We start from the raw sequence: 24,753 nt of genomic DNA on the forward strand, positions 1-24,753 counted from the left end.
TGCGCTTCACTTCTTCGCGGCGGAAGGAGCGGCGAGGTGTGAACGAAGCGGCGGAGCGCGGGCAACGGGAGGGGCAGGACAGCAAGCCGACCACCGCGGCTGCGCGCGATGCCATGCTGGCGGCCGTCTACGACGAACTCAGGCAGGCGGCGACGCGGCTGCTGCGGCGCGATGCGCCCTACCTCACGCTGCAACCGACCGAACTGGTCAACGAGGCCGCGCTCAGGCTGATGAAGCTCGATCGCATGAGCTTTGCCGACCGGCAGCACTTCTTCGCCACCGGCGCGCGCGTGCTGCGCCAGGCGATGATCGATGCCATCCGCGCGCGGCGAGCGAGGAAACGGCAGGCGCCGGAGGTTTCGGTTACGGCGCAAGGCGAGGCGGCAATCGACGTCGAGGCGCTCGATGCGGCGCTGGTGCGGCTCGAGGCCGCTTCCCCGGAACTTGCCCGGCTGGTCGAACTGCGCTTCTTTGCCGGGCTATCGGTGCCGGAAATTGCCGAGCTGTGGCAGGAATCGGAAAGCACGGTGAAGCGGCGGTGGAAGGCTGCACGGCTGTGGCTCGCCGCCGAGCTCAGGGATTGATGCGATGAGCGCGGATGATGCCCGCGCGCTTGCTGTGGTCGAGGAGGCGCTGGGGATCGACGATCCGGCAGCGCGCGCGGCGTTTGTGGACAAGGCCTGCGGCGATGATGCGCCCTTGCGCGCAAGGGTGGAGAACCTGCTCGCCATGGACGGCGGGGATGCCCCGTTCCTGCAAACGACAAGCTTCGCCCGCACCTTCGGTCTGACCGACGTGATCGCCGAAAGGATCGGCCCCTACCGCGTGACCGGCGAGATCGCGCGTGGCGGCATGGGCCAGGTGCTCAGCGCCGAGCGCGACGACGGGCGCTTCCAGCAAGTCGTGGCGATCAAGCTGATCCGCACGGATATCGCGAGCGCGGCAGGGCTTGCGCGCTTTGGCGAGGAGCGGCGCATTCTGGCGCGGCTGCGGCATCCCGGGATCGTGCGCATTCTCGATGGCGGGGAATACGAGGAGCGGCCCTGGCTGGCGATGGACCTGATCGAAGGCCTGCCGGTGACCGAGGCGCTGCAGAAGGCAGGGGCTGCTCCTGCTGAGCGGCTCGATGCCTTTGAACAGATCTGCGAGGCGGTGGCCCACGCGCACCGCAACCTCGTGATTCACGCCGATCTCAAGCCCAGCAATATCCTGATGAGCGCCGATGGGCAGGTGCACCTTCTCGATTTCGGTATCGCCCGGCTGGTGGGCGATCTGGCAGCGGAAGCCGGCGGCGCGCCCTCGCCGCTGACGCGGGGCTATGCCGCGCCCGAGCGGAGCGGCGGGGCGGCGCCTACCGTGGCGAGCGATGTGTTCAGCCTCGGCATGCTTCTTGTGGAAATGCTGACCGGGCGGCTGCCGGACGGGTCTGGCACCCCTTTGGCGGGATCACTGCTGCCGGCGGGCTGGCTTGAGGGTGATGTGCAGGCGATTGCGGCCAAGGCGCTCGCCGCCCTGCCAGAGGACCGCTACCCGGATGTCGCGGCGCTGCTATCAGATGTGCGCCGCCACCGCGCCAGCCTTCCGGTGCGGGCGCGCCAGCCTGCGCCCTGGGGCTATGTCGCCGGGCGGTTCGCGTGGCGGCATCGGCGCGGGCTGGCACTGGCGGGCGCGGCGTTCGCGTTGCTGGCGTCGACGAGCGTGGTGACGACGCTGTCGTACTGGCGGGCCGAGGCGGCGCGGGCCGAAGCCGAGGCGCGCTTTGCCGATGCGCGAGGAGCGGCCAATGCCATGATCCGCAAGGTACTGCCCCAGTTGGAAGCGATCCCCGGCACGCTGCCCTTGCGCGCCGAGACCGCGGCGGCGGCGCAGGCCTATCTCGACAGGCTGGCGGCGAGCCCGGAAACCTCCGACGCGGTTCGGATCGAGGCGGCCGAGGGCCTTTTGCTGCTGGCGCGGCACCAGGCGGGCGCGGGACGGCCGAACCTTGGCCAACCCGAGCATGCCGACGCCAATCTGAAGCGCGCCGATGCGCTGCTCGCGCCCTTGGCCGCAGCGGCCGCGCGGACGCTGCGCGCGCGGGTATTGCTGGACCGGGTGCGGCTTGCTTCGTTCCTTCAGGCAGACATCAAGGCAGCCGAAGCGCTGGCGAAGGAGGCTGACCGGGTGATCGCCGCTTTGCCGCCGGACCCCATGCTTGCGCGCACCCGCGCCGCTGCCATGGCCGAGCTCATGGGCTGGCAGGGGCGGTTTGCCGAGGAGGCGCGGTTCGCAGATGCGGGGCTGGCACTGATCCCGCCGGGTACGCGCTGGGATGACAACCTCGATCGCAACCGGCTGCTCGCGAGCAAGGCCGAGGCACTCTATTTCGAAGGCAAGCCGGCCGAGGCTCTGCCGCTCTACCGCGCGGCGCTGGGCGAAGTGCAGGCGCTGCGCCGGGCCTGGCCGGGGCACCCGTTCCTGCCGGGGGCCGAATCAGTGGCGGCGTGGAATCTGGGTGTGACCCTGACCGAGCTGAAACGTCCGCGCGAGGCACTGCCCGTGCTGGACGGGGCCGAGACGGCGGCGCGCGAGGCGCTGCGGCTTGACCCGGCCGATCGCGAGGCGCTCCGCCGCCTGCGCGTGGTGCGCAATGCGCGGGCCCAGGCGCTCGGGCTGGCGGGCGAGTCCGACCGGGCGCTTGCCCTTTTGGCAGAAGTGCGCGCCGCGGACGAGGCACTGCTCAAGGCCGAGCCCAGCCCGCTCCATTCGCGCGACGTGGTGTTCGACCATGCGCTGATCGGCGAAATGCTGGATGCGGCCGGCCGAAAGGTCGAGGCCTGCGCGGCGGACCGCGAGACCTTGCAGCGCTATGCCGCACTGGCGGCGCGCGGGCTGCTCACCGCACTCGACCAGAAGGCCAACATCGACCTCATGCAGGCGCGGCTGGCGAAGAACTGCGGTAATTGAATGCTGGCTGGGGCGGGAGGATTCGAACCTCCGAATGCCGGTACCAAAAACCGGTGCCTTACCGCTTGGCGACGCCCCAGCAGGAAGGCGGGCTTATAGCGGCGCGTTCATGAATGAAAAGGGGCGGATGGGGCAGGATTTTGCCCCATCCGCCGTGCTCTCAGAGCGTCCCTTCCGGCAGCGCGGCGAAATCGGCGGCGCTGTGGCGTTCGAGGATGCCCTTGTTGGTGTTGACGAGGCGGCCGCGCTTCGTGCCGGGGCGCGCGTCGATTTCGGCGACCCAGCGGCCGACGGCTTCATACTCGTGCATCGAAAGGAAGGTCGCCGCATCGCCGTAGGCTTCGCCGCGGTAGATGTTACCGAGCCATGGGTAGGCCGCCATGTCGGCGATCGTGTATTCATCGCCGGCGAGGAAGCGGGTTTTCTTGAGCTGGTTGTTGGCAACGTCGAACAGGCGCTTGGTTTCCATCGAATAGCGATCGATCGCGTATTCGATCTTGAACGGCGCGTAGGCGTAGAAGTGCCCGAAGCCGCCGCCCATGAAGGGCGCCGAGCCGACCTGCCAGAACAGCCATGAAAGCACTTCGGTGCGAGCAGGGCCGCTGGCCGGCAGGAAATGGCCGAACTTTTCAGCGAGGTGGACCAGCATCGCGCCCGATTCGAAAATGCGGAACGGCTCCGGGCCGCTCCGGTCGACCATCGCGGGGATCTTCGAGTTGGGGTTGATGTCGACGAAGCCGCTGCCGAACTGGTCGCCTTCGAAGATCTTGATCAGCCAGGCATCATATTCGGCGCCGGTAATCCCGAGCTCGAGCAGTTCCTCGAGCAGGATCGTAACTTTCTGGCCATTGGGTGTGCCCAGCGAATAGAGCTGGAAAGGATGCTCGCCCACCGGCAGCTCCACTTCCTTCTGCGCGCCGGCGGTGGGGCGGTTCACACCGGCGAAGGCGCCGCCATTGGCCTTGTCCCAGGTCCAGACCTTGGGGGGCACGTATTCTTCGGACATCGGATCGTCTCCTTGGGGAAGCTGCTTATTGCCCCAAGAGTGGCGCTGCGAGGGACGAATGACAAGGCGCAGGCCATGCGCAGATTTTGTGGGGCGCCCCCACCTTTTTCTATCGCGGGGCGAGCGTGCGGAGTGTGGGCACCAGTTCGTCGAAGTGGTCGATCACGGCATCGGCGCCAAGCTCGTCGGGCGGCAGGTCGCAGAAGCCGAAGCGGACGGCGACGACTGGAAGCCCCGCCGCACGCGCCGCGCCGATATCGAAGGTCGTATCACCCACAAATGCCGCCGGACCGCCGCCGCAGCGGGCCACCATTTCGTGGAGCATATCGGGCGCCGGCTTGGCGCGCCCGGGGCCTAGCGTGTCGCCGCCGATGATCGTGGCGAAGCGCGAGGTGAGGCCGAGCTCGTCGAACAGGCGGCGGGCGAGATCCTCGCGCTTGTTGGTGGCGATGGCCAGGTGGACGCCGTGCGATGCGAGCGCCTCCAGCATGGCCTCGCCGCCGGGGAACAGCGCGGTGTGGCGCGCGATGTTGTCCGCGTAAAAGGCAAGCAGGCGCTCCTGCAAGGCGGCGAAATCGATGCCGTCCTTTCCGCCGCTCGCCTCAAGCGCATTGTGCAGGAGTTGCGCGCTGCCGCCGCCGATGTAGCGCCGCGCCTCGTCCAGCGGCACCAGCGGGCGGCCGACATGGGCGAGCGCATGATTGAGCGCGTGGCCGATGTCGTAGGCAGTGTCGAGCAGCGTGCCATCGAGGTCGAAACCGACGATCTGGAAGGGAAAATCCGTCATGCCGCGATCCGTGGCGGCGCGTTCTAGAAACTGCAAGCAAATGCTGGCAAGGAGCGCACATGACCGAAGCTTCTTCCCCCCTCGCGCTTGTCGTCCTTGCCGCCGGCAAGGGCACCCGCATGAAAAGCGACCTGCACAAGGTGCTGCACCCGATCGCCGGGCGGCCCATGCTGATGCACCTATTGGCCAGCGCCGATGCGCTGGAGCCTGCGCGCAAGGTCGTCGTGGTCGGCGCGGGGCGCGAACAGCTCGCCGCCGCGCTGGGCGATAGCGCTGAGCTTGCCGTTCAGGATCCACAGCTCGGCACCGGGCACGCAGTGCAGCAGGCGGAAGGCGCGTTGGCGGGCTTCGCGGGCGATGTGCTGATCCTCTACGGAGACGTGCCATTCGTGACCTCCACGACGATGCGCGCGATGCTGGAGCGGCTGCACGGCGCGGACAATCCGGCGGTGGTCGTGCTGGCTTTCGAGCCTGAGAACGCGCTACAATATGGCCGGGTGATCGCGGAAGCGGGCGTCGTGACAAAAATGGTCGAGCACAAGGATGCGAGCGAGGCGGAACGCGCCTGCCGCCTTTGCAACTCCGGCCTCATGGCGGTGCGCGGGGGCGAGTTGTTCAACCTCCTCGCGCGCGTCGGGAACGACAACGCGCAGGGCGAGTACTACCTCACCGATATCGTCAATGTGGCCAATGGCGATGGCCGCGTCTGTGCGGTGGTGGTGACAGGCGATCCCGACGAAGTCGCCGGCATCAACAGCCGCGCCGAACTCGCCGAGGCGGAAGGCCGTTGGCAGAAGAAGCGGCGGCTTCAGGCGATGGCCGATGGTGCAAGCCTGGTCGCGCCCGAAACGGTGTGGTTCGCGTGGGACACCAAGCTTGGGCGTGACGTCACGGTGGAGCAGAACGTGATTTTCGGCCCCGGCGTGACGGTGGCGGATAACGTGGTGATCCACGCCTTCTGCCATATCGAGGGCGCGTGGCTGGAAAGCGGCGTCTCGGTCGGACCCTTCGCGCGGCTGCGGCCGGGCGCGGTGCTGGAGGAGAAGGCGCGCGTCGGCAATTTCGTCGAAGTGAAGAACGCGGTGCTCCATGCGGGCGCCAAGGCCAATCACCTGACTTATCTGGGCGATGCCGATGTAGGCGCTGGCGCGAACATCGGCGCGGGCACGATCACCTGCAACTATGACGGCTACTTCAAGTATCGCACCGTGATCGGCGAGCGCGCCTTTATCGGCTCGAACTCGGCGTTGATCGCTCCGGTGAAGATCGGCGCCGATGCGATCGTGGCGGCGGGCAGCGCGGTGAGCCGCGATGTGGCCGATGGCGAACTGCGCCTCGTGCGCGCTGAACAGCTGGTCAAGCCCGGCTGGGCCGACCGCTTCCACGACGCAATGAAGCGCAAGAAGGCGGAGCGGAAATGATCACGATTGCCGCGGCCGGACCCGACCACCTCGATGGCTGGGCAGCGTTGCGGCATGCGCTGTGGGAAGAGACCCCGGCAAGCGAGCACCGCGCCGAGGCGGAAGAGCAGCTGGCCGAGCCCGAGCGGTTCCTCAATCTGGTTGCACTGGACGGCGGGGCGGTGGTCGGCTTTGCCGAGGCTTCGATCCGGCATGAATATGTGAACGGGTGCGAGACCTCGCCCGTGCTGTTCCTAGAAGGCATTTTCGTGGACGAGGCCTTGCGGCGGCAGGGGCTGGCGCGGCGGCTCGTGGCAGCAGTGGCGGACTGGGGCCGCGTGCGGGGGTGCCGCGAATTCGCATCGGACACATGGCACGACGACCTTGAGAGCCATGCCTTTCACCTTGCCGCCGGTTTCGCCGAGACCGAACGGGTGGTCTATTTCCGGCAGGAGCTTTGAAGATGCCGATTGCCCAGCTCAACGTCGCCCGCTTCCGCCGCCCCAAGGCGGACCCTGCCAACCAGGCCTTCATGGACGCACTCGATCACGTGAATGCGCAGGCCGACGTGGCAGACGGGTTCATCTGGCGCCTGGTGGGCGATGGTGATGCCAACGATGCCACCGCAATCGAGGCAGTGGCGGGCGACGCCGATTTCATCGTCAACCTCTCGGTCTGGCGTGATGTGCCCTCGCTCGAGGCCTTCGCCTATCGCCAGGCTGACCACCGTGCGGTGCTGGCGCGGCGGGCGGAATGGTTCGAGCCGATGGAGCCCGCGCTGGCGCTTTGGGAAGTGCCCGAGGGCCATATCCCGAGCGTGGCTGAAGCGCTCGGCAAGCTGGCAGAGCTGGGCCGCGACGGGCCGAGCGCGGCGGTGTTCACCTTCAAATGGTGGCGCGAGAACCGCTAGTAGTAGCGCGCGGCAAACCGGTCGATGAAGGCGACGAGGTTGGGCGTCTGGCCGATCGCCCGTTTGACTTCGCTGGTGAACGGCGCGCGCCAGATGTTGACGAGCTGGGCGTAGACCACCGCGTCGGTCGAGCTGGGCTCGGCGCCGAAGAACCACGGCTGATCGCCGAGGATCGCGGAGAGCGCATTCACGTCGCGGCGGCCGATTGCGGCGATTTCCTCGGCGCTGTGGATGCCCATGCCGTGGCCTTCCAGCTGCTTTTTCACGCCGCGCCGGGCAATCGGGCCGAGCACGCGGCGCAGCGGCACCGCAAGCCCGCCGAGCACGACATCGCGGAATTGCTTCCAGTTGCCTTCATTCATCCAGCGATCATGGACCATCGTCCAGTAGAGGTTCTCGTCGATCAGGCGCTGGATCGCCACACCCGTGCCGCGCTGGGCCGGGGTGAGGTGGGCATCTGGGTCGACGCCGTAGCGCTCGGCAAGGTGGGCCGCGATAAAGGTCGAATCGCCCAGTTTCAGCCCGTCGAGCTCGATCCACGGGGCCTTGCCCTTGGGTCCGGCGAATGGCGTGGCAGCGGTCAGGCTTTCGTGTTCGATCCCTGTCATGCGCAGCCAGGCATCGAGCTTGAGGCAGAACGGGCTGACGGTAGGCAGACCCCATGCGCCGGGCAGATGATAGACCTTGAGCGCGGATGTCGTGGCCATAGCGGGATCCCCTTTTGCCGCAGCGCTGGTGCGGACTTGTTTACGCCTTGAGACTATCGCCGGTCAGGCGCTTGGCAAGTCTCTGCCGAATCACTTGACACGATATCATGATATGATATCACGATATCATCATGACACGTATCCTCGCCGACTTGCCTGATGAAGACATCGCCAAGCTCGATGCCCGCGCGGCCGAGCAGGGCAAGTCGCGCGCATCGCTGGTGCGCGAGGCGGTGCGCCTGTTCCTTGTGCAGGGTGACCGCAGCAACGACTGGATCGAGCGCTATGCCGGCCTGTGGGCGGATCGCGACGACATTCCCGACGGCGTGGAATACCAGCGCGCCATCCGCGAAGACCGCCGACCTTACGAAGACATCTAGTGTCAGACCCGTTCTTCGACACAAACATCGTCATCGATTGGCTCAAGCGCCTGCCGCAGGCGACGGCGGAGCTTTCCCGCTATCGGCGGCAGCGGATCAGTCGGATCGTGTGGACCGAAGTGCTGGCTGGGGAAGCGCTCGAACGGCGCGATCTGGTGCGCGAGGCGCTCAGCCATTTCGAGACCGTAGAGATCGATGCGCGCATTGCCATGGCTGCCGCTGACATCCGCTATCGTGGCCGCATGAAGCTGATGGACGCCTATATTCTCGCCACGGCTCAGATCAACGGCGGCATTCTAGTAACCCGCAACACCAAGGATTTCCCGGCCGAAATACCGGGCATCCGCGTCCCATATACCCTCTGAACGAAAGCCCCTCTCCCCATGTGCGGAATCATCGGAATTGTCGGCAAGGAACAGGTCGCGGATCGGCTGGTGGACGGCCTCAGGCGGATGGAATATCGCGGCTACGACAGCGCGGGCATCTGTCTGGTCGAGGACGGGCAGCTGGTGCGGCGCCGGGCTGAGGGCAAGTTCAACAACCTCGTGCTCGAACTGGCGCGCAGCCCCGCCGCCGGGCTGATCGGTATTGCTCACACCCGCTGGGCAACGCACGGCGCGCCCAACACTGCCAACGCGCACCCGCACGCCACCGGCGAAGTGGCGTTGGTGCACAACGGAATCATCGAGAACTTCAAGCCGCTGCGCGATGCGCTGATCGGCCGGGGCCGCACTTTTGAAAGCGAGACCGATACCGAGGTCGTCGCGCACCTTGTGTCCGAACTCGTCGAGGCGGGCTTCCCGCCGCAGGACGCGGTTCAGGCGGTGCTGCCGCAGCTGCGCGGCGCCTTCGCTCTCGCCATCGCGTTCCGCCAGCATGATGACATGCTGATCGGCGCGCGCCTCGGCTCGCCGCTGGTGGTGGGCTACGGCGATGGGGAGACCTACCTCGGCTCCGACGCGCTGGCCCTTGCGCCGCTGACGCAGCGCATCACATACCTTGAAGAAGGCGACTGGGTGGTGATCACCCGCGAGGGCGCCGAGATCTTCGACTTCGAGAACAACCCCGTGAAGCGCCCCATCGTCGCCTCGGGCGCGACGGCGGCGGCGATCGAGAAGGGCGAGTTTCGCCACTTCATGCAGAAGGAAATCTTCGAGCAGCCGACCGTGGTGGCGCAGACCTTGCGCAGCTACCTGCGCCGGATCGACCAGACCGTGGCGCTGCCGCAGATCGACTTCGACCTCACCAGCATCAGCCGTGTGACCATCGTGGCCTGCGGCACCAGCTTCTATGCGGGCATGGTTGCCAAATACTGGTTCGAGCAGTTCGCGCGCTTGCCGGTCGATATCGATGTGGCGAGCGAGTTCCGCTACCGCGATCCCGTGCTCGAGCCCGGCGGCCTCGCGCTCTTCATCTCGCAGAGCGGCGAGACGGCGGACACGCTCGCCGCGCTGCGCCACTGCAAGGCGGCAGGCCAAACCATCGCGGTCGTGGTCAACGTGCCGACCAGCTCGATGGCGCGCGAGGCTGACTTGCTGCTGCCGACCCACGCCGGGCCGGAAATCGGCGTCGCCTCGACCAAGGCGTTTACCTGCCAGCTGGCCGTGCTGGCCGCGCTGGCTGCGCATCTGGCAGTGAAGCGCGGACGGCTGAGCCGAGAGGAAGAGGCCGATATCGTCAACCAGCTCGCCGAAACGCCCGCTGCCCTGAACGCGGCGCTGGCGCATGACGACGAAATCGCGGCCATGGCGCACCTCATCGCCCCGGCGCGCGACGTGCTCTATCTGGGGCGCGGGCCGGACTATCCGCTGGCCCTGGAAGGGGCGCTGAAGCTCAAGGAAATCAGTTATATCCACGCCGAAGGCTATGCCAGCGGCGAGATGAAGCACGGCCCCATCGCGCTGATCGACGAGGCGGTGCCGGTGATCGTACTCGCACCGTCGGGTCCGCTGTTCGAAAAGACCGTGAGCAACATGCAGGAAGTGCGCGCGCGCGGCGGCAAGGTCGTGCTGATTTCGGACGCGGCCGGCATTGCCGAAGCGGGCGAGGGCTGCCTTGCGACCATCGAAATGCCCAAGGTCCACCCGCTGATCGCGCCGCTGGTCTATGCCGTGCCGGTGCAGCTGCTGGCCTATCACGTGGCGGTGGCCAAGGGCACGGACGTGGACCAGCCGCGCAATCTGGCGAAGTCGGTGACGGTGGAGTGATGCCGGTCGATGCGCCTGTCGATTGTGGGGCCATGCTGGCGCTCAACCAGGCGCATGTGCTGGAAACGTCCTCGCTCGATCTGGCGGGTATGCAGGCGCTGATCGATCAGGCGTTCTATCTCGGCACCTGCGAGGCGGGCGGGGCGGAGGCCTTCCTCCTCGCGGTGGATCAGGACGCGGAGTACGACAGCCCCAATTTCCTGTGGTTCCGCGCGCGCTATCCGCGTTTCGTCTATATCGACCGGGTGATCGTGGCGCCCTCGCAGCGCCAGAAAGGCTGGGGGCGGCGGTTCTATGCCGCGCTGTTCGAGGCAGCGGTGGAAGCCGGGCACACGGTGGTGGCCTGCGAGGTCAATTCGGAGCCGCCCAATCCGGCGTCCGACGCATTTCACAAGGCGCTGGGCTTTGCCGAAGTGGGCAGCGCGGTGCTTGCGGGGCGCGGGAAGACGGTGACCTATCTCGTGCGAGAGTGTGGGTGATCTCGAGCCCGGCTTTCCGGTCAGGCAGGTTCGTGATGCGTGTCCGGGGCGTCAGAGCGCAAGGGGCGCTGAGGCGGGAATGACCGGTCTACTGCTTTGCCTCACGATTTGCGTAGGCAATCGCAATTCTGGCCGCCATCCACCACCCACGCGGTATGTCACATAGCCTCAACTTTCCGGCTCGCATCCAGTTTGCCAGCAGTTCTTTCGCAGCAGGATGACCTTCTTTGGCTGCATGCTCGATCAAGGGGCGGACTTCTTGCCTGACGGCTCGGGTGGTGTGGCGCTTGTGGCGATACCAGGCCAACCAGTAATAGGATGGCGCGAACTCGCAGCTTACCCCGTCCTTGAGAACACGCTCGCACTCGTCGTATCGGCCGACTTCAAAAAGCAGCCGGGCATAGCGCAACGTGGCTATCCACGACCCACCGCAAATCGCCGAGTGGTAATACGTCAGAGCCAGATACTTGTCGGCGGCGACTCCAATCCCGGTCGAGTAATGCCATCCAACCATCTGTTGGCACCAGACCGATCCAGCTTTTGCGCCTTCCAAATGAAGGTCAAACGCAGCTGGATCGCCATGATCCATCAGAGCTGCACGTTCTATCAGCGCGCAATTCTCATCGCTTTCCGCTGACCACAGCGCGTTTTCTTTGGCAGCAGCAAGCTCCCAGGCATCGGTCGCGGCCCAAAAATCCTGGTCGATCTGGCGGCGAATCTCGCGGAACCACGACTTGTTCGCCAATCCGCAAATCATGCAAAAGACCGCATTTCCCGATGATCGGGATCAGTCGGTTGGTCTCCGCTCATTGCATGAGCATCGCGCTTTGCCCGGATGAGTGCAAGTGGTGGAACGTGGGCACTTCGGCTGGACCTGAACCAAGGGCGGTTTTCGATCCCGGCGCCTCAGCTTCGCTATGGCGAGAGAACAGTGGGAAGCGGAAATAATTAATGCCGCGTGGCCTTCGTCAATGACGCTGTTATCCACCGCGTCGCCATCTCGCTGAACGAGCCGTCCGGCGAAAGGAAGCCGCCGCTATCGCCTCTGGCTATGGCAGACTTACAGGTGTCCAAGGCTTCGCTGTCCCGATTGAGCGCATGGAGCGTCGTAACGACGCACGGCAGGTAGCTATCTTCCGTTGCGCCACTGTTGCGACACAGTTGAAGAAAGTCCTCGACTGACCAACGCTCGACAGCAGCAAGGTGCTCGTTCGCCGTATCCAACAAGCGGGCGGCGACAAAGTTCGCATCGGTATTCTCCTCAATCGAAACCTCGTCGAACGGTGGCGGCTGGCAGGTCCATGCTCCGTTCAAGCGAAATGATAACGGAGTATTGGCGTTTTCAGGCAGGCCGACGATGTCCCAAAAAATCGGGTCGATAGCCATGGGCTTCGCCGAAACTGTGGCCTTCGTGGCCTCCACATTGATGAACACCGAGGGGCAGACGCTTACAAACCAACCGGCCTGTTCGCGGAATAAGCATCCCTCAATCGATCGCCATCCACTGCCTTTACTTGCTGCCCGCACGGCCTTCTCCAACGCGCGGCGATAGGCATGGCGAGCAGACTCTTGCGCCCTTGTAATCTTGATGCCCATGAACTCAGGCATGTTGAACCTCCGCCCTATTATCGGTTTGAGCGTAGGTATCCATTGCGCCAACGCCAATGTCTGAAATGTTGCCATATCCGGAACGGCAGGTTTTCAAGCCAAACAGCGGATAGCTGCCGCTGGACCCATCCCGCGTCTTTACGCCACCCTACCCCATCACCGCCTTCCCGACCGAAAGTAGCACTTCGAACGCGATCAGCACAATCACCGCGACTTCCAGACGCACCGCGCGTTTGTCCTGCGCGATCTCGAGGAGGACGTCGGTGAAATCGCCCAGCGCGCCGAACTTGCGTTCGAGCACTTCGGCGCGCTCGCCGAGTTCGTATTCGGCCTCGAGCCGGGTGTAGAGCCGGTCGAGGTCGGGGTGGTCCCAGAGGAGATCGGGGCGCTCGCCAGCCTGCGCGGTGCCCATCACGCGGTGGCGCGCGGCGAGGACCTGGCCGACCATGCGCATGACCGCCGGGATCGAAAGGCGCGCCTTGCCGTTGATCTGGAGGTCGGCGACCAGTGGCACGCTCGAATCGAACACTTCGGAGACGAGCATTTCGTCGCGCGAGAGCATGACCGAGTGCGCAAGGACCGTGGCGACGAGGAGGAGGCGCGGCTCTTCGTCATCCGCCAGGTGGATCACGCCGTCGTCATCGACGCGCTCCTTGCCGCCATCGGTGAAGAGCACGCTCGCGGTCTCGATCTCCTGCTGCGCGGCGCCTTCCTGCACGTGGGCGAGGAGGGCCATGTCGAGCGCGGGTATGCGCTCGGCCGACGTGCAGAAGGTGACCGCGACGCCGTAGCGAAAGGCGAAAGTCAGGCCGGCAGCGGCGGCCAGATCGCGCAGCACGATATCACCTGCAAGGCCGCGTGTGTCGATCCGCGTACCGAGGTGGCGGGCGTGGACGATGAGCTTCTCGCCCGGCGGCAGCGCGCCCAGCGCCACCTCGTCGGGCCAGCCCGGCGGTTTGGTGGTGGCGGGTTGGGCGCGGCTGCCGGTATCAGACATGCAAGGCTTCCTCGCGCAGCGCGGCGATGTGTTCCGGCCCTATGCCGCAGCAGCCGCCGAGGATGGAGGCGCCTGCTGCGTGCCAGGCGCGGGCGAAGCGGCCGTAGCCTTCCGGCGTCAGGTCCTCGCGGATCGGGCAGAGCGCAGAATTGGCTTCGGCATCGGCGGCCATCGGCGGGAAGGCGTTGGCATAGACGCCGAGGCGGATCGGGCTGTCTGGACCAAGTTCCGCATTCGCGGCGCGGATGGCGGCTTCCATCACTTCGGGCTGGCTGCAGTTGAACAGCAGCGCCGCCGCGCCGAGTTCCCGCGCAAGGCTTGCGGCGGCCGTGACGCTTTCGCCCGAACGCAGCGCGGGTTCGCTGCCGGGCTTCTCGTCTTCCAGAGTGAAGGAAAGCCACAGCGGCTTGCCCGTGGCGGCAGTCATTTCGGCGGCGAGGCGCGCCTCGACGAGCGAGGACAGCGTCTCCGCCAGCCAATGATCGACGTTCGGAGCCAGCGCGCCGACCAGGACTGCGAGCACTGGTCGGGCGCGTTCGAGATCGACGAGGTCGGGCCGGTAGGAGCCGCAGACGGGCGGCAGCGAGCCCGCGACGCGCACCTGATGCGGCGCGGCATCGGCCACTTCGCGCGCCAGCTTGCCGGCGAGCGCGGCGAGTGCCTCACCCTCGGCGGCAAAGCGCGCCTCGCCGATGTGGAAGGGTACAAGCGCATAGGAATTGGAGGTGATCACGTCCGCACCGGCCTCGACATAAGCGGCGTGGACGGCGCTGACGAACTGGGGCCCCTCGATCAGTGCAAGCGCGGACCATTCAGGCTGGCGGAAGGGCGCGCCGCGGCGGGCAAGCTCGCGGCCGGTGCCGCCGTCGAGGATCAGGAGGGGGGCAGTCATGGTCGGCGTTGAGCTCTCGTGGTGGTCGGAAGCATGGGGCTAGCACGGCGAGCGCGCGGGTGGCAGGGGCGTCGTGCGCGGGTCCTGCCTCGCTGCGGAAGTGCTGCGGACTGTTCACGATCTGAAGCTTTGGTTAAAATCATGAATTCCAATGCTTTGAGCGCTGGCGCCGAGCGCGCCTGCGCGGCGGAAACTTGCCAGCGCTTACCATTGTGCAAGGTTTCCCTACTAAGTACGGGGTCGTGACCCGAACGACTGATCAAAGCATGCCCGCCCTGCCAAGGGAACTGCCGGCGATGGCCGTACTCGGCCTGAGCGATTCGGCTGAAGGCGACTGGGGCCGGCTGCGCGGTCTGCAGTATTCGGGCCTTGCCCGGCTGACCCGCCCGCGCCTGATCGCGCATGGGCTTGCCGCCGCGCTGGTGGCGCAGGCGCTGTGGGGTGCGATCCACCCGGCCTTGCTGTTTGCCTGGGCTTCGCTGCTTGCCGGCGTGCTGATCTGGAGCGCGCGCTTCGATCACACGCTCGAGGATGCCGACCGGCGCCGGATGACCCGGCAGGAAATCCACCGCCATACTGTCTGCACCGTGGCCGCCGGGCTGGTGTGGGTGATCCCGATCCTCGTCATGTCGCCCTTCGCCTCGCCCGAACAGCGCCTGCTGGTCTGGACGATCATGGCAATGCTGATGGCCGGAACCGCGCTCGCTTTCGCTGCGGTGCCGCTCGGCGCGGTGCTGTTCAACGCGATCCTTGGCGCGGCAAGCATTCTCGTCTTCGTCTGCTTCGGCAAGCTGACAGCGGCGGCCGCCGCGATCACGTTCGTGATGTTCATTGGCGTCGGCAGCCTCGAGGCGGCGCGCATGTTCCTGGCGGGCAAGGTGGCCGAAGCGGGCATGGCGGAGAAGAGCGAGGTCGTCTCGCTGCTGCTGCGCGAATTCGAGGAAGGCGAGGCCGACTGGCTGTGGCAGACCGACGCCTCGCGGCGCGTGCGGGCGGCGTCTCCGCGCTTTGCTTTCGCGCTGGGCGAGGATCCGGAAGACATCGACGGCAAGCCGCTGATCCAGTTGATCGCGGGGCCGACCTGGGAAAGCGGGCACTTCCATTCCTCGCTGCACGACCTGGCCGAACGGCTCAAGCGCCGCGAGAGCTTTTCGAACCTGCTGGTCCTTGTGACCTTGCACGGCAGCAATCGCTGGTGGGAACTCTCGGCCTCGCCGCGCTTTGACGACAACGGCAACTTCATCGGCTTCCGCGGCGTGGGTTCGGACGTGACCGAGCAGCGCGAGAGCGCCGACAAGATCGCCTACCTCGCCCGCTACGACACGCTGACCGGCCTGCCCAACCGCCTGATGCTTACCGAGACGCTGGGTGAGTCGATGCGCGAGGCCGACCGCTGGCGGATGCGCTGCGGCTTCATGATGATCGACCTCGACCGGTTCAAGGCGGTCAACGATACGCTGGGCCACCTCGTGGGCGACCAGCTGCTGGCACGGGTTTCGGATCGGCTGAAGTCGCTGATGAGCGAGAACGAGCTGTGCGGGCGGCTGGGCGGCGACGAGTTTGCCATCGTGGTGCGCGATGCGGGCGACGGGACGCGCATCCGGCAGGTGGCGCATGCGGTGATAAGCGCGCTGTCGCAGCCTTACGAGATCGACCACCACACGCTGTTCGTGGGGGCCAGCGTCGGCTCGGCGATCGGGCCGCGTGACGGGGCGACGGTCGAGACGCTGATGCGCAATGCCGACCTCGCGCTCTACCGCGCCAAGGACGAGGGCGGCGGGCTGCACTTCGACTACGAGCCGGCGCTCCATGTCCATGCCGAGGAGCGACGCAAGCTCGAGTTCTCGCTGCGCCACGCGCTGGAACGCGGTGAGTTCACGCTGGCCTACCAGCCGGTGGTCGATGCGATCACCGAGGCGCCGGTGAGCTTCGAGGCGCTGCTGCGCTGGAATTCGGAAGATCATGGGCCGGTGAGCCCGGTGAAGTTCATCCCGCTGGCCGAGGATACGCGTCTGATCGTGCCGATCGGCGAATGGGTGCTGCGCACCGCCTGCTTCGAGGCGATGAACTGGCCGGCGCCGATCAAGGTTGCGGTCAACGTTTCGGGCGAGCAGCTGCTTGATCCCAGCTTCGCCGAGGTGGTGGTGAGCGCGCTTGCCGCGAGCGAGCTGCCGCCGCACCGGCTCGAGATCGAAGTGACCGAAAGCATCTTCGTGCGCGACGGGACTGCGGCGCAGCAGACGCTGGAGCGGATCATGTCGCTGGGCTGCGGCGTGGCGCTCGACGACTTCGGCACGGGTTACTCCTCGCTCGGGTACCTCCGGAAACTGCGCTTCTCGACGATCAAGGTGGACAGGAGCTTCGTGCAGGGCGCGGCCAAGGACAACCCGGAGAGCCTGGCGATCGTGCGGGCTGTGGTGGCGATGGCCGACAGCCTCGAGATGTCGACGACGGCCGAGGGCGTCGAGACCGCCGAGGAGCTGGAAGTGATCCGGCGGCTGGGCTGCAAGAAGATCCAGGGCTACTACTTCGGCCGCCCGATGAGCGCCGCCGATGCCGGCGGGCTGTTCGACACGATCGAACTGCGCCGCCTGCAGGGCCTCACCGCAGCCTGAAAGCCCCGCTCAGGCCGCGACGCCGAGCCCGGCCAGCACGCTTTCGAACAAGGCCCGGCCGTCGCTGCCGCCCTGTGCGGGCTCGATCATGCGTTCAGGGTGAGGCATCATGCCGAGCACGTTGCCCGCCGCGTTGAGGACGCCCGCGATATCGCGCTGCGAGCCGTTGACGGGCTCGGCGTAGCGGAAGGCGACGCGGCCTTCGCCTTCGAGGCGGTCCAGCGTTTCGGCATCGGCGAAATAGTTGCCATCGTGGTGGGCGACGGGAATCGTGATGCGCTGACCCGCCGCATAGCGCGCGGTGAGCAGCGACTGGTTGTTTTCCACAACCAGCGGCACATCGCGGCAGACGAAGCGGATGCCGGCATTCCGCATCAGCGCGCCGGGGAGGAGCCCGGCTTCGGTGAGGACCTGGAAGCCATTGCACACGCCGAGCACGGTGACGCCCCGGTTCGCCGCCGCGACGACCGCCTGCATGACCGGCGAGCGCGCCGCCATTGCGCCCGAGCGCAAGTAGTCGCCGTAGGAAAAGCCGCCAGGCAGCGCGATGAAATCGAGGCCTGCGGGCAGCTCGGCATCGCCGTGCCAGACGCGGTGGACCGCAGTGCCGGTGATCCGCTCGATCGCCACCGCCATGTCACGGTCGCAGTTGGAGCCGGGGAAGGTGATGACGGCTGCGGTGAAAGCCATGGCCTCAGGCCACTTTTTCGATGCGGAAGTTCTCGATCACCTGGTTGGCGAGGAGCTTGCGGCACATGTCCTCGATGCTCTCGTCCGAGACGCTGTCGGCAACGTCGAGCTCGATCAGGCGCCCGGCGCGCACATCGTTGACCCCGTCAAAGCCGAGCCCTTCGAGCGCGTGATGGATAGCGCGGCCCTGCGGATCGAGCACCCCGTTCTTGAGGCTGACGTGAACGCGGACTTTCATGGGCGGCCTTTCGCGAGGAGGCTGGGAGACTCGGGCGAGCCTATGCAACGGTGCGGCGGGAAGGGCAAGTTTGCGGCCACGTTCAGGGCGGGCAGGTTGACACGGTTGACACAGTCCTGGGGGAAAAATCTTTCGGCGCGGGACGGGGCCACCGGATGCGGGATTGGCAGACAGAAAATGGCCGAAACGCAGGGCATCAGGCGGCATTAGCAGATGGCGGCGATGTAGGAAAATCGCTGCATGCAGGCGCCTGCGCCGGGCATAAATAACAGACGTGTCTGTTATTTATGCCCGGCAGATGTGCGTAAGTGGTTCGCCTATCCTGCCTGCCCCCGCACCCGATCGGGAGTTGCCGCAATGTCTTGCGTTATAACCGGGCGGTCACTGCCGGCTGTTGCCCGGCTCTGCGATGGGTCAAAGCACGAAGTCGGTTGCGATAAGCGACACGACAGTGTTCAGGGTGATAACGAGGTCGGCCGTTCCATCACCGTTGATGTCGCCGCTGATCGTGGTCTTCCCGAGCTCGACGCTGGTTGAAAAGCGCAGCTCGCCTGCCACATTGTGGAAGGCGGCGGTGCCGATGAAGGTAAAGGCTTGTTCCCCCGGCGAACTACTGGCGTCCATGACGGAAAGGTCAATCTTGTCGCCTTGCGTGCGGGTGAAATCGGTGATCTTGTCATTGAACTCGCGAAGGTAGCATTGGAACACGTCCGCTCCTGCTCCACCTGTCATTGTGTCGTCGCCACTCGACCCTTCCAGTGTATCATTCCCATCCCCGCCATTCAGGATGTCAGCCTCCGGGCCGCCAGAGAGGCGGTCGTTTCCGGCGCCGCCGTTCAGGATGTCATTGCTGATGCCGTCGTCAACTATGGTGTCATCGCCATTTCCGCCGTTGAGCGTATCGTCGCCCGATCCGCCAGTGATGAGGTCGTTGCCGTCATCGCCATTGATCGTGTCGTTTCCAAGGGCGCCCGCCAGGCGGTCAGCCCCATTGCCACCGTTGATCGTGTCGTTCCCTGCCCCTGCGTCGATATCGTCGGCTCCGTCATCGCCGCTGATCACATCGATTCCATTGTTGCCAGTTATGAAATCATCACCACCACCGCCGCTGATGGTATCGTTACCGGCCGTCCCCGGGGCAATGCCCAATTCACCGCCGTTGATGTCATCGTTGCCTTCGCCGCCAGTGATAAAGTCGTCGCCCTGGCTGCCGACGATGCGATCAGCGCCGTCGCCGCCGGCTAGCGTGTCGTTGCCCAGTCCGCCGGTCATGTTGTCGTTGCCCGTGCCGCCTACCCCCGTGTCGTTGCCATCGCCGCCACTGAGGATATCGTCGCCATCTCCGCCAAGCAGGGTGTCGTCACCTGCATCGCCCACTAGGCTGTCCTTGCCGATCCCGCCGCGAAGTTCATCGTTGCCTGCTCCGCCGAACATCAGGTCGTCACCAGCACTGCCGCCTAGAAAATCGATGCCGTCACCGCCGCGCAGTTCATCGTTGGCCGCGCCGCCGAAAAGCTGGTTGTCAAGCGCGTCGCCGATCAGCGTGTTGGCGCCCGTCGCTGAACCGATGACGACTTCAAAGCCGGTGTAGCTGTCGCCTCGCGCGACGCCGGTGTTCGCCCGGCTGCCGTCGAGCGCGGCGACGACGCCATCGGTGGCGTTGAAATCGGGCGTATCGATGCCGCCTTCGCCATTGGCGGTTTCGACGTTCATGCCGGGATCGAGCACGTCGTCCCCGAGGCCCAACCTTACGGTAATCTCGTTGCTGCTGGTTGCGCCCAGATTGTCGAAGGAGTCATTGCCCGCGCCCATGGTCACGAACGTGTCGATCCGGCCGAGGTTGGTGAGGATGTTGGCACCATCGCCGAGATTGACACTGAGGATCCGGCCGCCGGTGTTGAAGACGGTATCGCGCCCGTCATTGAGGGCGATCGCGCCGATGCGGCCGCCCTCATTCTGGATGGTGTTGTTGCTGGTGGAAGATGAAGTGACCGCGCCGGAAATGCGCGCGAAATTGGTCAGGTTGTTGTCGCCGGTGCCGAGATTCACTGCGCCGACAGTGCCCGATTGGTTCTCGATCACATCATTGCCATCGCCCCCCAGTACCGTGCCCGTGATCGTGCCGGTGTTGACGAACCTGTCAGCATCCGCGCCGAGATCGACCGAGCCGCGAATTCTGCCCTCGTTGGTGAAGAGGTCGGAGCCGCCGCCGAGGCTGGTCAGGCCTGCGATCAGGCCGGTGTTGGTCACGGTGTCCTCGCCGGCGCCCGTGTTGATGGCGCCGCGGATCAGGCCGTCGTTGATGATCGTGCCCCGGCCGTCTCCCAAGGCGACCGTGCCATGGATGCGGCCCTGGTTGATGAGCGAATCGTCGAGCGCGCCGGTCTGGACGGCGAACACACCGGTGGTGACGATCAACCCTTCGTTGACGATCGCGGCAAGGCCATTGCCCATGGTGACGCCGATTTCGCCCGAGATCGTGCCGAAATTGCGCAGATTGAACTTCGCGGGATCGCCCACCACCACTGCTGTCCTGTCCATGAACAGGCCGCTGCCCGAAAGGCTGGTGATCCTGCCCATGTTGACCACCGTGCTGGAGGTCGGGTCCTTGATCTCGATCCCCGCCAGATCGCCGGTGACATGGGCGGTATCGGCAATGTTGATGCGCGTGTTCACGCTGTTTTCGATCCGGATCGCCGCCACGCTGCCGGCGAGCGAGCCGGCTATGGCCAACCGGTGCGCGCCGGTGGCGACCACGCCGATGCCATTGACCGAGGAGACCTGCACGCCCACCGGGAGGATCAAGTTCTCCGATGCGGCGAGCGTGATGGCATCAAGATTGGCTTTGAGATTTTCGGCAATGCGCGTCGTCATGGTGGCCCCTCCGGTCCAAGGTCCGATGCCGAAATGCACGGGACCGCAGGGGGGGTAGCCAGCCGCAAGGGCGGATACGACTCTGCGCGACGGGGCCGGTTGGTGCAGCCTCCGTCGCAAATCCCGTTGCGAACCGGCAATGCCTTTGTGGTTCAAGCCTCGGGCCGGTGCAAGCGGCAGGTCCGGTTCGGACTGAATGGTGCAAGGGCTGCCGGTGCTTTTAAATAACAGACGCGTCTGTTATTTATTCGGGCATGCCGCGAGTCATGCCCCCCGACCGCCTGGACCGTATCCTCGATGCCGCGCGCGAGGCCTTTGCGACGCGCGGGTTTGCCGCGACGCCGATGGAAGATATCGCGCGCCGGGTGGGGATCAGCCGCAGCGCGCTCTATGCCGTGTTTGACAGCAAGGAGGCGCTGTTCCGCGCGCTGGTTGGCGGGATGATCGAGGATGTGCTGCCCGCCGCGCTGCCAGACCTTGGCGACTACCCGGCGCCCGAGGCGCTGCGGCGGTTCATCCGCGTGGTGCTGTTGCGGCTGACGAGCGGGAACATCGCGTTTCTGCCAAGGCTGATCATCGGCGAGGGGCAGGCCTTTCCCGATCTGGTCAAATTCTACCACGATCAGGCCCTGACCCGCGTGTTCGCCGCGATCGAGACGATCATCCGCCATGGTGTGGCGCGCGGGGAGTTTGCCTGCGCCGATCCGGCGCTGGCAGCGCGCAGCGTGGCGGGGGGCGTGATCCTGTCTGCGCTGTGGCGGATCGTGTTCGAGCCGGTGGGCGCCAAGCCGCTCGATATCGAGGCGATGGCGCGCAGCCATGCTGATGTGCTGCTGAATGGCCTGATCCGGAAGGGAGCGCCTGTATGACGTTGCGCCAACGCCTGCCGATCCTGTTGCTGCTGGCCTTGCTGGGCGGCGGCGCCGTGTGGCTGTTCACGCGCAGCGCGGCGCCCGATCCGTGGCTGGGTTACGTCGAGGGCGAGGCGCTGTATGTGGCGGCGCCGGTTTCGGGGACGCTGGCGAGCCGGCCGGTGGAGCGGGGCGGGCACGTTTCGGCCGGGGCGCCGCTCTTCGCGCTCGATCCGCGCACAGCGGACGCGGGCGCGGCGCAGGCGGCGGCGCAGGTTGCCGGGGCAGAAGCTTCGCTGAGCGATCTGGGGGCTGCGCGCGAGCGGGCGCCAGAGATCGATGTGGCGCGGGCGGCGGAGGCCTCGGCAAGAGCGCAGCTGGTGCGGGCGGAGGCGGATTATCGCCGCTTTTCCGATCTTGCCGCAAAGGGCTTTGCCAGCCGCACACAGCTTGATGCGGCGCGCGCGGCGCGGGACAGCGCGGCGGCGAGCGTGCGCCAAGCGCAGGCGCAGCAGCGCGCCGGGGCACTGAGCGTGGGGCGGAGCGCGCAGCAGGCGGCGGCAGCGGCGCAGGTTTCGGGCGCGCGGGCGGCTCTGGCGGCTGAAGCGCGGCGGCGGCAGGAGATTGCGCCGGTGGCGCCGGCGGCCGGGCAGATCGAGCAGACCTACTTCAATCCCGGCGAATGGGTGCCGGCGAACCAGCCGGTTGTCTCGATCATTCCTGACGACAAGCGCAAGATCCGCTTTTTCGTGCCGCAGGACAAGGTGGCGGGGCTGCACCCGGGCATGGCGGTGCGCTTTAGCTGCGATGGCTGCGGCGCCGCGCGCGCCGCTACGATCCGCTATATCGCGCCGCGCGCCGAGTATACGCCTCCGGTGATCTACAGCGAGCATGCGCGGGCGAAGCTGGTGTTCATGGTGGAAGCGGCGCTGGCGGCGGACAAGCCTTTGCCGCTGGGGCTGCCGGTGGCGGTGACGGTGCCTTGAGCGAGCCGCTCCGCCATCCTTCGGATGGTTCGCCTCCCCGTTCCGGGGAGGAAATGGTGATTGACGTGCGGGGGCTGACCAAGCGTTTCGGGGGGCGCACGGTTGTGGATGCCGTGGACCTTGCCGTGGCGCGGGGGCGGATTTGCGGGTTTTTGGGGCCGAACGGCTCGGGCAAGACGACGACCTTGCGGATGATCTGCGGGCTGCTGATCCCCGACGCGGGGGAGGGCACGGTGCTGGGCTGCGACCTGCGCACCAAGCGCAGCGCGATCAAGGCGCGCGTGGGCTATATGACGCAGAAGTTCGGGCTGTTTTCCGATCTGACGATTGCGGAGAATCTGGAGTTCTTCGCGCGGGTCCATGGGCTCGACCGGCGGCGCGAGCGGGTGGCGGAGGCGCTGGAGAAGCTGGGGCTGACGAGCCGCAGCGATCAGCTCGCGGGCAAGCTTTCGGGCGGGTGGAAGCAGCGTTTGGCGCTCGCGGCCTGCGTGCTGCACGGGCCGGAAATCCTGCTGCTGGACGAGCCCACGGCGGGCGTCGATCCGCAGGCGCGGCGCGAGTTCTGGGAGCAGATCCACGATCTGGCCGCAGGCGGAATGACGGTGCTGGTTTCAACGCACTACATGGACGAGGCGGAGCGCTGCCACGAGATTGCCTATATCGCCTATGGCCGGATGCTGGCGCGGGGGAGCATTGCCGATGTGGTGGCGGGCTCGGGCCTCAAGGCCTTGCTGGGCGAGGGCCCGGGGGCTGACCGGCTCGCCAAGGAAATCGAGGCGCGGCCCGGCGTGGCGATGGCGGCACCCTTTGGCACGGCGCTGCATGTCTGCGGACCGGACATGGCGGCCTTGCATGCGGCGGTGGCACCATGGGCGGACGCGATCACCTTCCGCGAGGCGAGCCCGAGCCTGGAGGATGTGTTCATCCACCTGATGCGGGGGGCTGAGGACAACTCGGTCATGGTGAAAGCATGAGCGCGACCATGATGCAGCGCATCGGCGCGATGGTGTTCAAGGAAGTGCGGCAGATGCTGCGCGACCGGGGGACGGTGGGCATGATGCTGGTCATGCCGCTGATGCAGCTGATGATCTTCGGCTATGCGATCAACAACGATCCGCGCGGGCTTCCCATGGCGATCGAGCGGGGGGACAACTCGGTCTTCGCGCGATCGATCGATGCGGCGCTGCGCAATACGACTTATTTCAAGGTGACCGAACTGGTGCAAAGCCCCGGCGCGGGCGAGGCGATGCTGCAGCGGGGCGATGTACAGTTTGTCGTGACGATCCCGGCGGATTTCGGGCGCGATCTGGTGCGCGGGAAGCGGCCGCAGCTGCTGGTGACGGCGGATGCGACCGACCCGGCCGCGACGGGCAATGCGATCGGCGCGATCGGCGAGGCCGTGGCGACCGCGCTGGGCCATGATCTGATCGGGCCCTTGGGCGCGCGGGCGCAAGGGGCCTCACCGGTCGATCTGGTGATTCACCGCAGCTACAACCCGGAAGGGATCACCAGCCACAACGTGGTGCCGGGCCTCCTCGCCATCGTGCTGTCGATGACCATGGTGATGCTGACCGCGCTTTCGGTAACGCGCGAGGTGGAGCAGGGGACAATGGAGAACCTGCTGGCGACGCCGCTGCGCCCGTTCGAAGTGATGGTGGGCAAGATCGTGCCCTATCTCGCGATCGGCGTGGTGCAGCTCTGCGTGATCCTGCTGGCGGCGCGGTTCCTGTTCCAGGTGCCGTTTGCGGGGCCCTTGCCGCTGTTGCTCGGGGCGACCTTGCTGTTCATGGTGACGAGCCTGGGACTGGGCTTCACGCTTTCAACGCTGGCGCAGAGCCAGTTGCAGGCGATGCAGATGAGCTTCTTCTACATCCTGCCCTCGGTGCTGCTCTCGGGCTTCGCCTTTCCCTATCGCGGGATGCCGCAGTGGGCGCAGACCCTGGCCGAAGTGCTGCCGACGACGCATTTCATCCGGCTGGTGCGCGGGATCATGCTGAAGGGCTGGGGCCTGGTGGATGCGCTGCCGGAGATGGGGGTGCTGGCATTGATGCTGGCGCTGCTGGGGTTCGTAGCCGTGCGGCGATATCAGGATACCGTGGCCTGACACGGCCCCCCGGCCTTGCCCGGCGGCTTGCTGCTTGTTGCATCGAACAATTCGATCCCGCCAGCTAAAAAAATCC

Annotated in this window: 24 protein-coding genes and 1 tRNA gene; 14 read left to right on the forward strand and 11 right to left on the reverse strand. The window is 66.2% G+C overall.

The genetic code is table 11. From position 1 onward, the window contains the following. The first annotated feature begins 38 nt into the window (after positions 1-38). Both WCL10_RS11010 and WCL10_RS11015 read left to right on the forward strand, forming a co-directional pair. Complete coding sequence (locus tag WCL10_RS11010) at positions 39-584, forward strand: ECF-type sigma factor (RefSeq protein ID WP_336895687.1); 546 nt, start codon at positions 39-41, stop codon at positions 582-584. Between the two features lie 4 nt (positions 585-588). Beyond that, positions 589-2,946: a serine/threonine-protein kinase gene (locus WCL10_RS11015; RefSeq protein ID WP_336895688.1), complete on the forward strand. Its 2,358-nt coding sequence runs from the start codon at positions 589-591 to the stop codon at positions 2,944-2,946. 4 nt (positions 2,947-2,950) lie between these two features. Here WCL10_RS11015 and WCL10_RS11020 read toward each other — a convergent pair. The 3 genes from WCL10_RS11020 to WCL10_RS11030 all read right to left on the reverse strand — a co-directional run bounded on the left by WCL10_RS11020 (position 2,951) and on the right by WCL10_RS11030 (position 4,739). Then, positions 2,951-3,025: transfer RNA gene (locus WCL10_RS11020), tRNA-Gln, on the reverse strand. 81 nt (positions 3,026-3,106) lie between these two features. Next, entirely contained in the window at positions 3,107-3,952 is an 846-nt protein-coding gene (yghU, locus tag WCL10_RS11025; protein WP_336895689.1) for a glutathione-dependent disulfide-bond oxidoreductase, read from the reverse strand. Between the two features lie 109 nt (positions 3,953-4,061). Continuing rightward, positions 4,062-4,739, reverse strand: coding sequence for an HAD-IA family hydrolase (locus WCL10_RS11030; protein WP_336895690.1), 678 nt, complete (start codon positions 4,737-4,739; stop codon positions 4,062-4,064). Positions 4,740-4,798: 59 nt separating this feature from the next. On the opposite strand from WCL10_RS11030, the gene glmU reads away from it, so the two are divergent. The 3 genes from glmU to WCL10_RS11045 are packed head-to-tail and all read left to right on the forward strand — an operon-like array spanning position 4,799 to position 7,049. Beyond that, on the forward strand, positions 4,799-6,160 hold the full coding sequence (glmU, locus tag WCL10_RS11035; protein ID WP_336895691.1) for a bifunctional UDP-N-acetylglucosamine diphosphorylase/glucosamine-1-phosphate N-acetyltransferase GlmU: 1,362 nt from the start codon (positions 4,799-4,801) through the stop codon (positions 6,158-6,160). After that, positions 6,157-6,600 (forward strand): aminoglycoside 6'-N-acetyltransferase, encoded by a 444-nt coding sequence (aac(6'), locus tag WCL10_RS11040; protein WP_336895692.1) that lies wholly within the window; start codon positions 6,157-6,159, stop codon positions 6,598-6,600. Before glmU ends, aac(6') begins: the two co-directional genes overlap by 4 nt. A gap of 2 nt (positions 6,601-6,602) precedes the next feature. Next, positions 6,603-7,049, forward strand: coding sequence for a DUF3291 domain-containing protein (locus tag WCL10_RS11045; protein ID WP_336895693.1), 447 nt, complete (start codon positions 6,603-6,605; stop codon positions 7,047-7,049). Here WCL10_RS11045 and WCL10_RS11050 read toward each other — a convergent pair. Further along, the gene (locus WCL10_RS11050) at positions 7,046-7,756 is read right to left on the reverse strand and encodes a glutathione S-transferase family protein (RefSeq protein ID WP_336895694.1); all 711 of its coding nucleotides are present in this window, start codon (positions 7,754-7,756) and stop codon (positions 7,046-7,048) included. The two genes, WCL10_RS11045 and WCL10_RS11050, sit on opposite strands and share 4 nt — an antisense overlap. Positions 7,757-7,887: 131 nt before the next feature. Here WCL10_RS11050 and WCL10_RS11055 point away from each other — a divergent pair, with 131 nt between their 5' ends. From WCL10_RS11055 to WCL10_RS11070, 4 genes are read left to right on the forward strand one after another with little or no spacing between them, the layout of a single operon-like run. After that, positions 7,888-8,136, forward strand: coding sequence for a ribbon-helix-helix protein, CopG family (locus tag WCL10_RS11055; protein ID WP_336895695.1), 249 nt, complete (start codon positions 7,888-7,890; stop codon positions 8,134-8,136). Beyond that, positions 8,136-8,501, forward strand: coding sequence for a type II toxin-antitoxin system VapC family toxin (locus WCL10_RS11060; protein WP_336895696.1), 366 nt, complete (start codon positions 8,136-8,138; stop codon positions 8,499-8,501). Before WCL10_RS11055 ends, WCL10_RS11060 begins: the two co-directional genes overlap by 1 nt. An 18-nt stretch (positions 8,502-8,519) precedes the next feature. After that, positions 8,520-10,343, forward strand: a complete 1,824-nt coding sequence (gene glmS, locus WCL10_RS11065) for a glutamine--fructose-6-phosphate transaminase (isomerizing) (RefSeq protein WP_336895697.1) — start codon at positions 8,520-8,522, stop codon at positions 10,341-10,343. Further along, complete coding sequence (locus tag WCL10_RS11070; protein ID WP_336895698.1) at positions 10,343-10,822, forward strand: GNAT family N-acetyltransferase; 480 nt, start codon at positions 10,343-10,345, stop codon at positions 10,820-10,822. Before glmS ends, WCL10_RS11070 begins: the two co-directional genes overlap by 1 nt. 88 nt (positions 10,823-10,910) lie before the next feature. Here the strand turns inward: WCL10_RS11070 and WCL10_RS11075 are convergent, their stop codons facing one another. The 4 genes from WCL10_RS11075 to WCL10_RS11090 all read right to left on the reverse strand — a co-directional run bounded on the left by WCL10_RS11075 (position 10,911) and on the right by WCL10_RS11090 (position 14,319). Beyond that, a complete protein-coding gene (locus WCL10_RS11075) occupies positions 10,911-11,567 on the reverse strand; it encodes a hypothetical protein (RefSeq protein ID WP_336895699.1) in 657 nt (218 codons plus the stop codon). A gap of 203 nt (positions 11,568-11,770) precedes the next feature. Next, a complete protein-coding gene (locus tag WCL10_RS11080) occupies positions 11,771-12,430 on the reverse strand; it encodes a hypothetical protein (RefSeq protein ID WP_336895700.1) in 660 nt (219 codons plus the stop codon). A 148-nt stretch (positions 12,431-12,578) separates the two neighbouring features. Beyond that, positions 12,579-13,427 carry an RMD1 family protein gene (locus tag WCL10_RS11085; RefSeq protein ID WP_336895701.1) on the reverse strand — a complete coding sequence of 283 codons (849 nt, stop codon included), beginning with the start codon at positions 13,425-13,427 and terminating at the stop codon, positions 12,579-12,581. Beyond that, positions 13,420-14,319 carry a homocysteine S-methyltransferase family protein gene (locus WCL10_RS11090; protein WP_336895702.1) on the reverse strand — a complete coding sequence of 300 codons (900 nt, stop codon included), beginning with the start codon at positions 14,317-14,319 and terminating at the stop codon, positions 13,420-13,422. Before WCL10_RS11090 ends, WCL10_RS11085 begins: the two co-directional genes overlap by 8 nt. A gap of 296 nt (positions 14,320-14,615) precedes the next feature. Here WCL10_RS11090 and WCL10_RS11095 point away from each other — a divergent pair, with 296 nt between their 5' ends. Continuing rightward, entirely contained in the window at positions 14,616-16,934 is a 2,319-nt protein-coding gene (locus tag WCL10_RS11095) for an EAL domain-containing protein (RefSeq protein ID WP_336895703.1), read from the forward strand. Positions 16,935-16,943: 9 nt separating this feature from the next. Here the strand turns inward: WCL10_RS11095 and purQ are convergent, their stop codons facing one another. The 3 genes from purQ to WCL10_RS11110 all read right to left on the reverse strand — a co-directional run bounded on the left by purQ (position 16,944) and on the right by WCL10_RS11110 (position 20,736). Beyond that, complete coding sequence (purQ, locus tag WCL10_RS11100) at positions 16,944-17,624, reverse strand: phosphoribosylformylglycinamidine synthase subunit PurQ (protein ID WP_336895704.1); 681 nt, start codon at positions 17,622-17,624, stop codon at positions 16,944-16,946. A 4-nt stretch (positions 17,625-17,628) separates the two neighbouring features. Continuing rightward, entirely contained in the window at positions 17,629-17,862 is a 234-nt protein-coding gene (gene purS / locus WCL10_RS11105) for a phosphoribosylformylglycinamidine synthase subunit PurS (RefSeq protein WP_336895705.1), read from the reverse strand. 414 nt (positions 17,863-18,276) lie between these two features. Continuing rightward, positions 18,277-20,736 carry a calcium-binding protein gene (locus tag WCL10_RS11110; RefSeq protein ID WP_336895706.1) on the reverse strand — a complete coding sequence of 820 codons (2,460 nt, stop codon included), beginning with the start codon at positions 20,734-20,736 and terminating at the stop codon, positions 18,277-18,279. A 254-nt stretch (positions 20,737-20,990) separates the two neighbouring features. On the opposite strand from WCL10_RS11110, the gene WCL10_RS11115 reads away from it, so the two are divergent. From WCL10_RS11115 to WCL10_RS11130, 4 genes are read left to right on the forward strand one after another with little or no spacing between them, the layout of a single operon-like run. Further along, on the forward strand, positions 20,991-21,605 hold the full coding sequence (locus WCL10_RS11115; protein ID WP_336895707.1) for a TetR/AcrR family transcriptional regulator: 615 nt from the start codon (positions 20,991-20,993) through the stop codon (positions 21,603-21,605). Next, positions 21,602-22,573 (forward strand): HlyD family efflux transporter periplasmic adaptor subunit, encoded by a 972-nt coding sequence (locus tag WCL10_RS11120; RefSeq protein WP_336895708.1) that lies wholly within the window; start codon positions 21,602-21,604, stop codon positions 22,571-22,573. The genes WCL10_RS11115 and WCL10_RS11120 overlap by 4 nt, the downstream gene beginning before the upstream one ends. Continuing rightward, entirely contained in the window at positions 22,570-23,547 is a 978-nt protein-coding gene (locus WCL10_RS11125) for an ABC transporter ATP-binding protein (RefSeq protein ID WP_336895709.1), read from the forward strand. Before WCL10_RS11120 ends, WCL10_RS11125 begins: the two co-directional genes overlap by 4 nt. Next, entirely contained in the window at positions 23,544-24,677 is a 1,134-nt protein-coding gene (locus WCL10_RS11130; protein ID WP_336895710.1) for an ABC transporter permease, read from the forward strand. Before WCL10_RS11125 ends, WCL10_RS11130 begins: the two co-directional genes overlap by 4 nt. Positions 24,678-24,753 lie beyond the last annotated feature (76 nt).

Origin of the sequence: Novosphingobium sp. (assembly GCF_037133355.1) — a bacterium.
In the GTDB taxonomy this organism is placed as follows: domain Bacteria; phylum Pseudomonadota; class Alphaproteobacteria; order Sphingomonadales; family Sphingomonadaceae; genus Novosphingobium.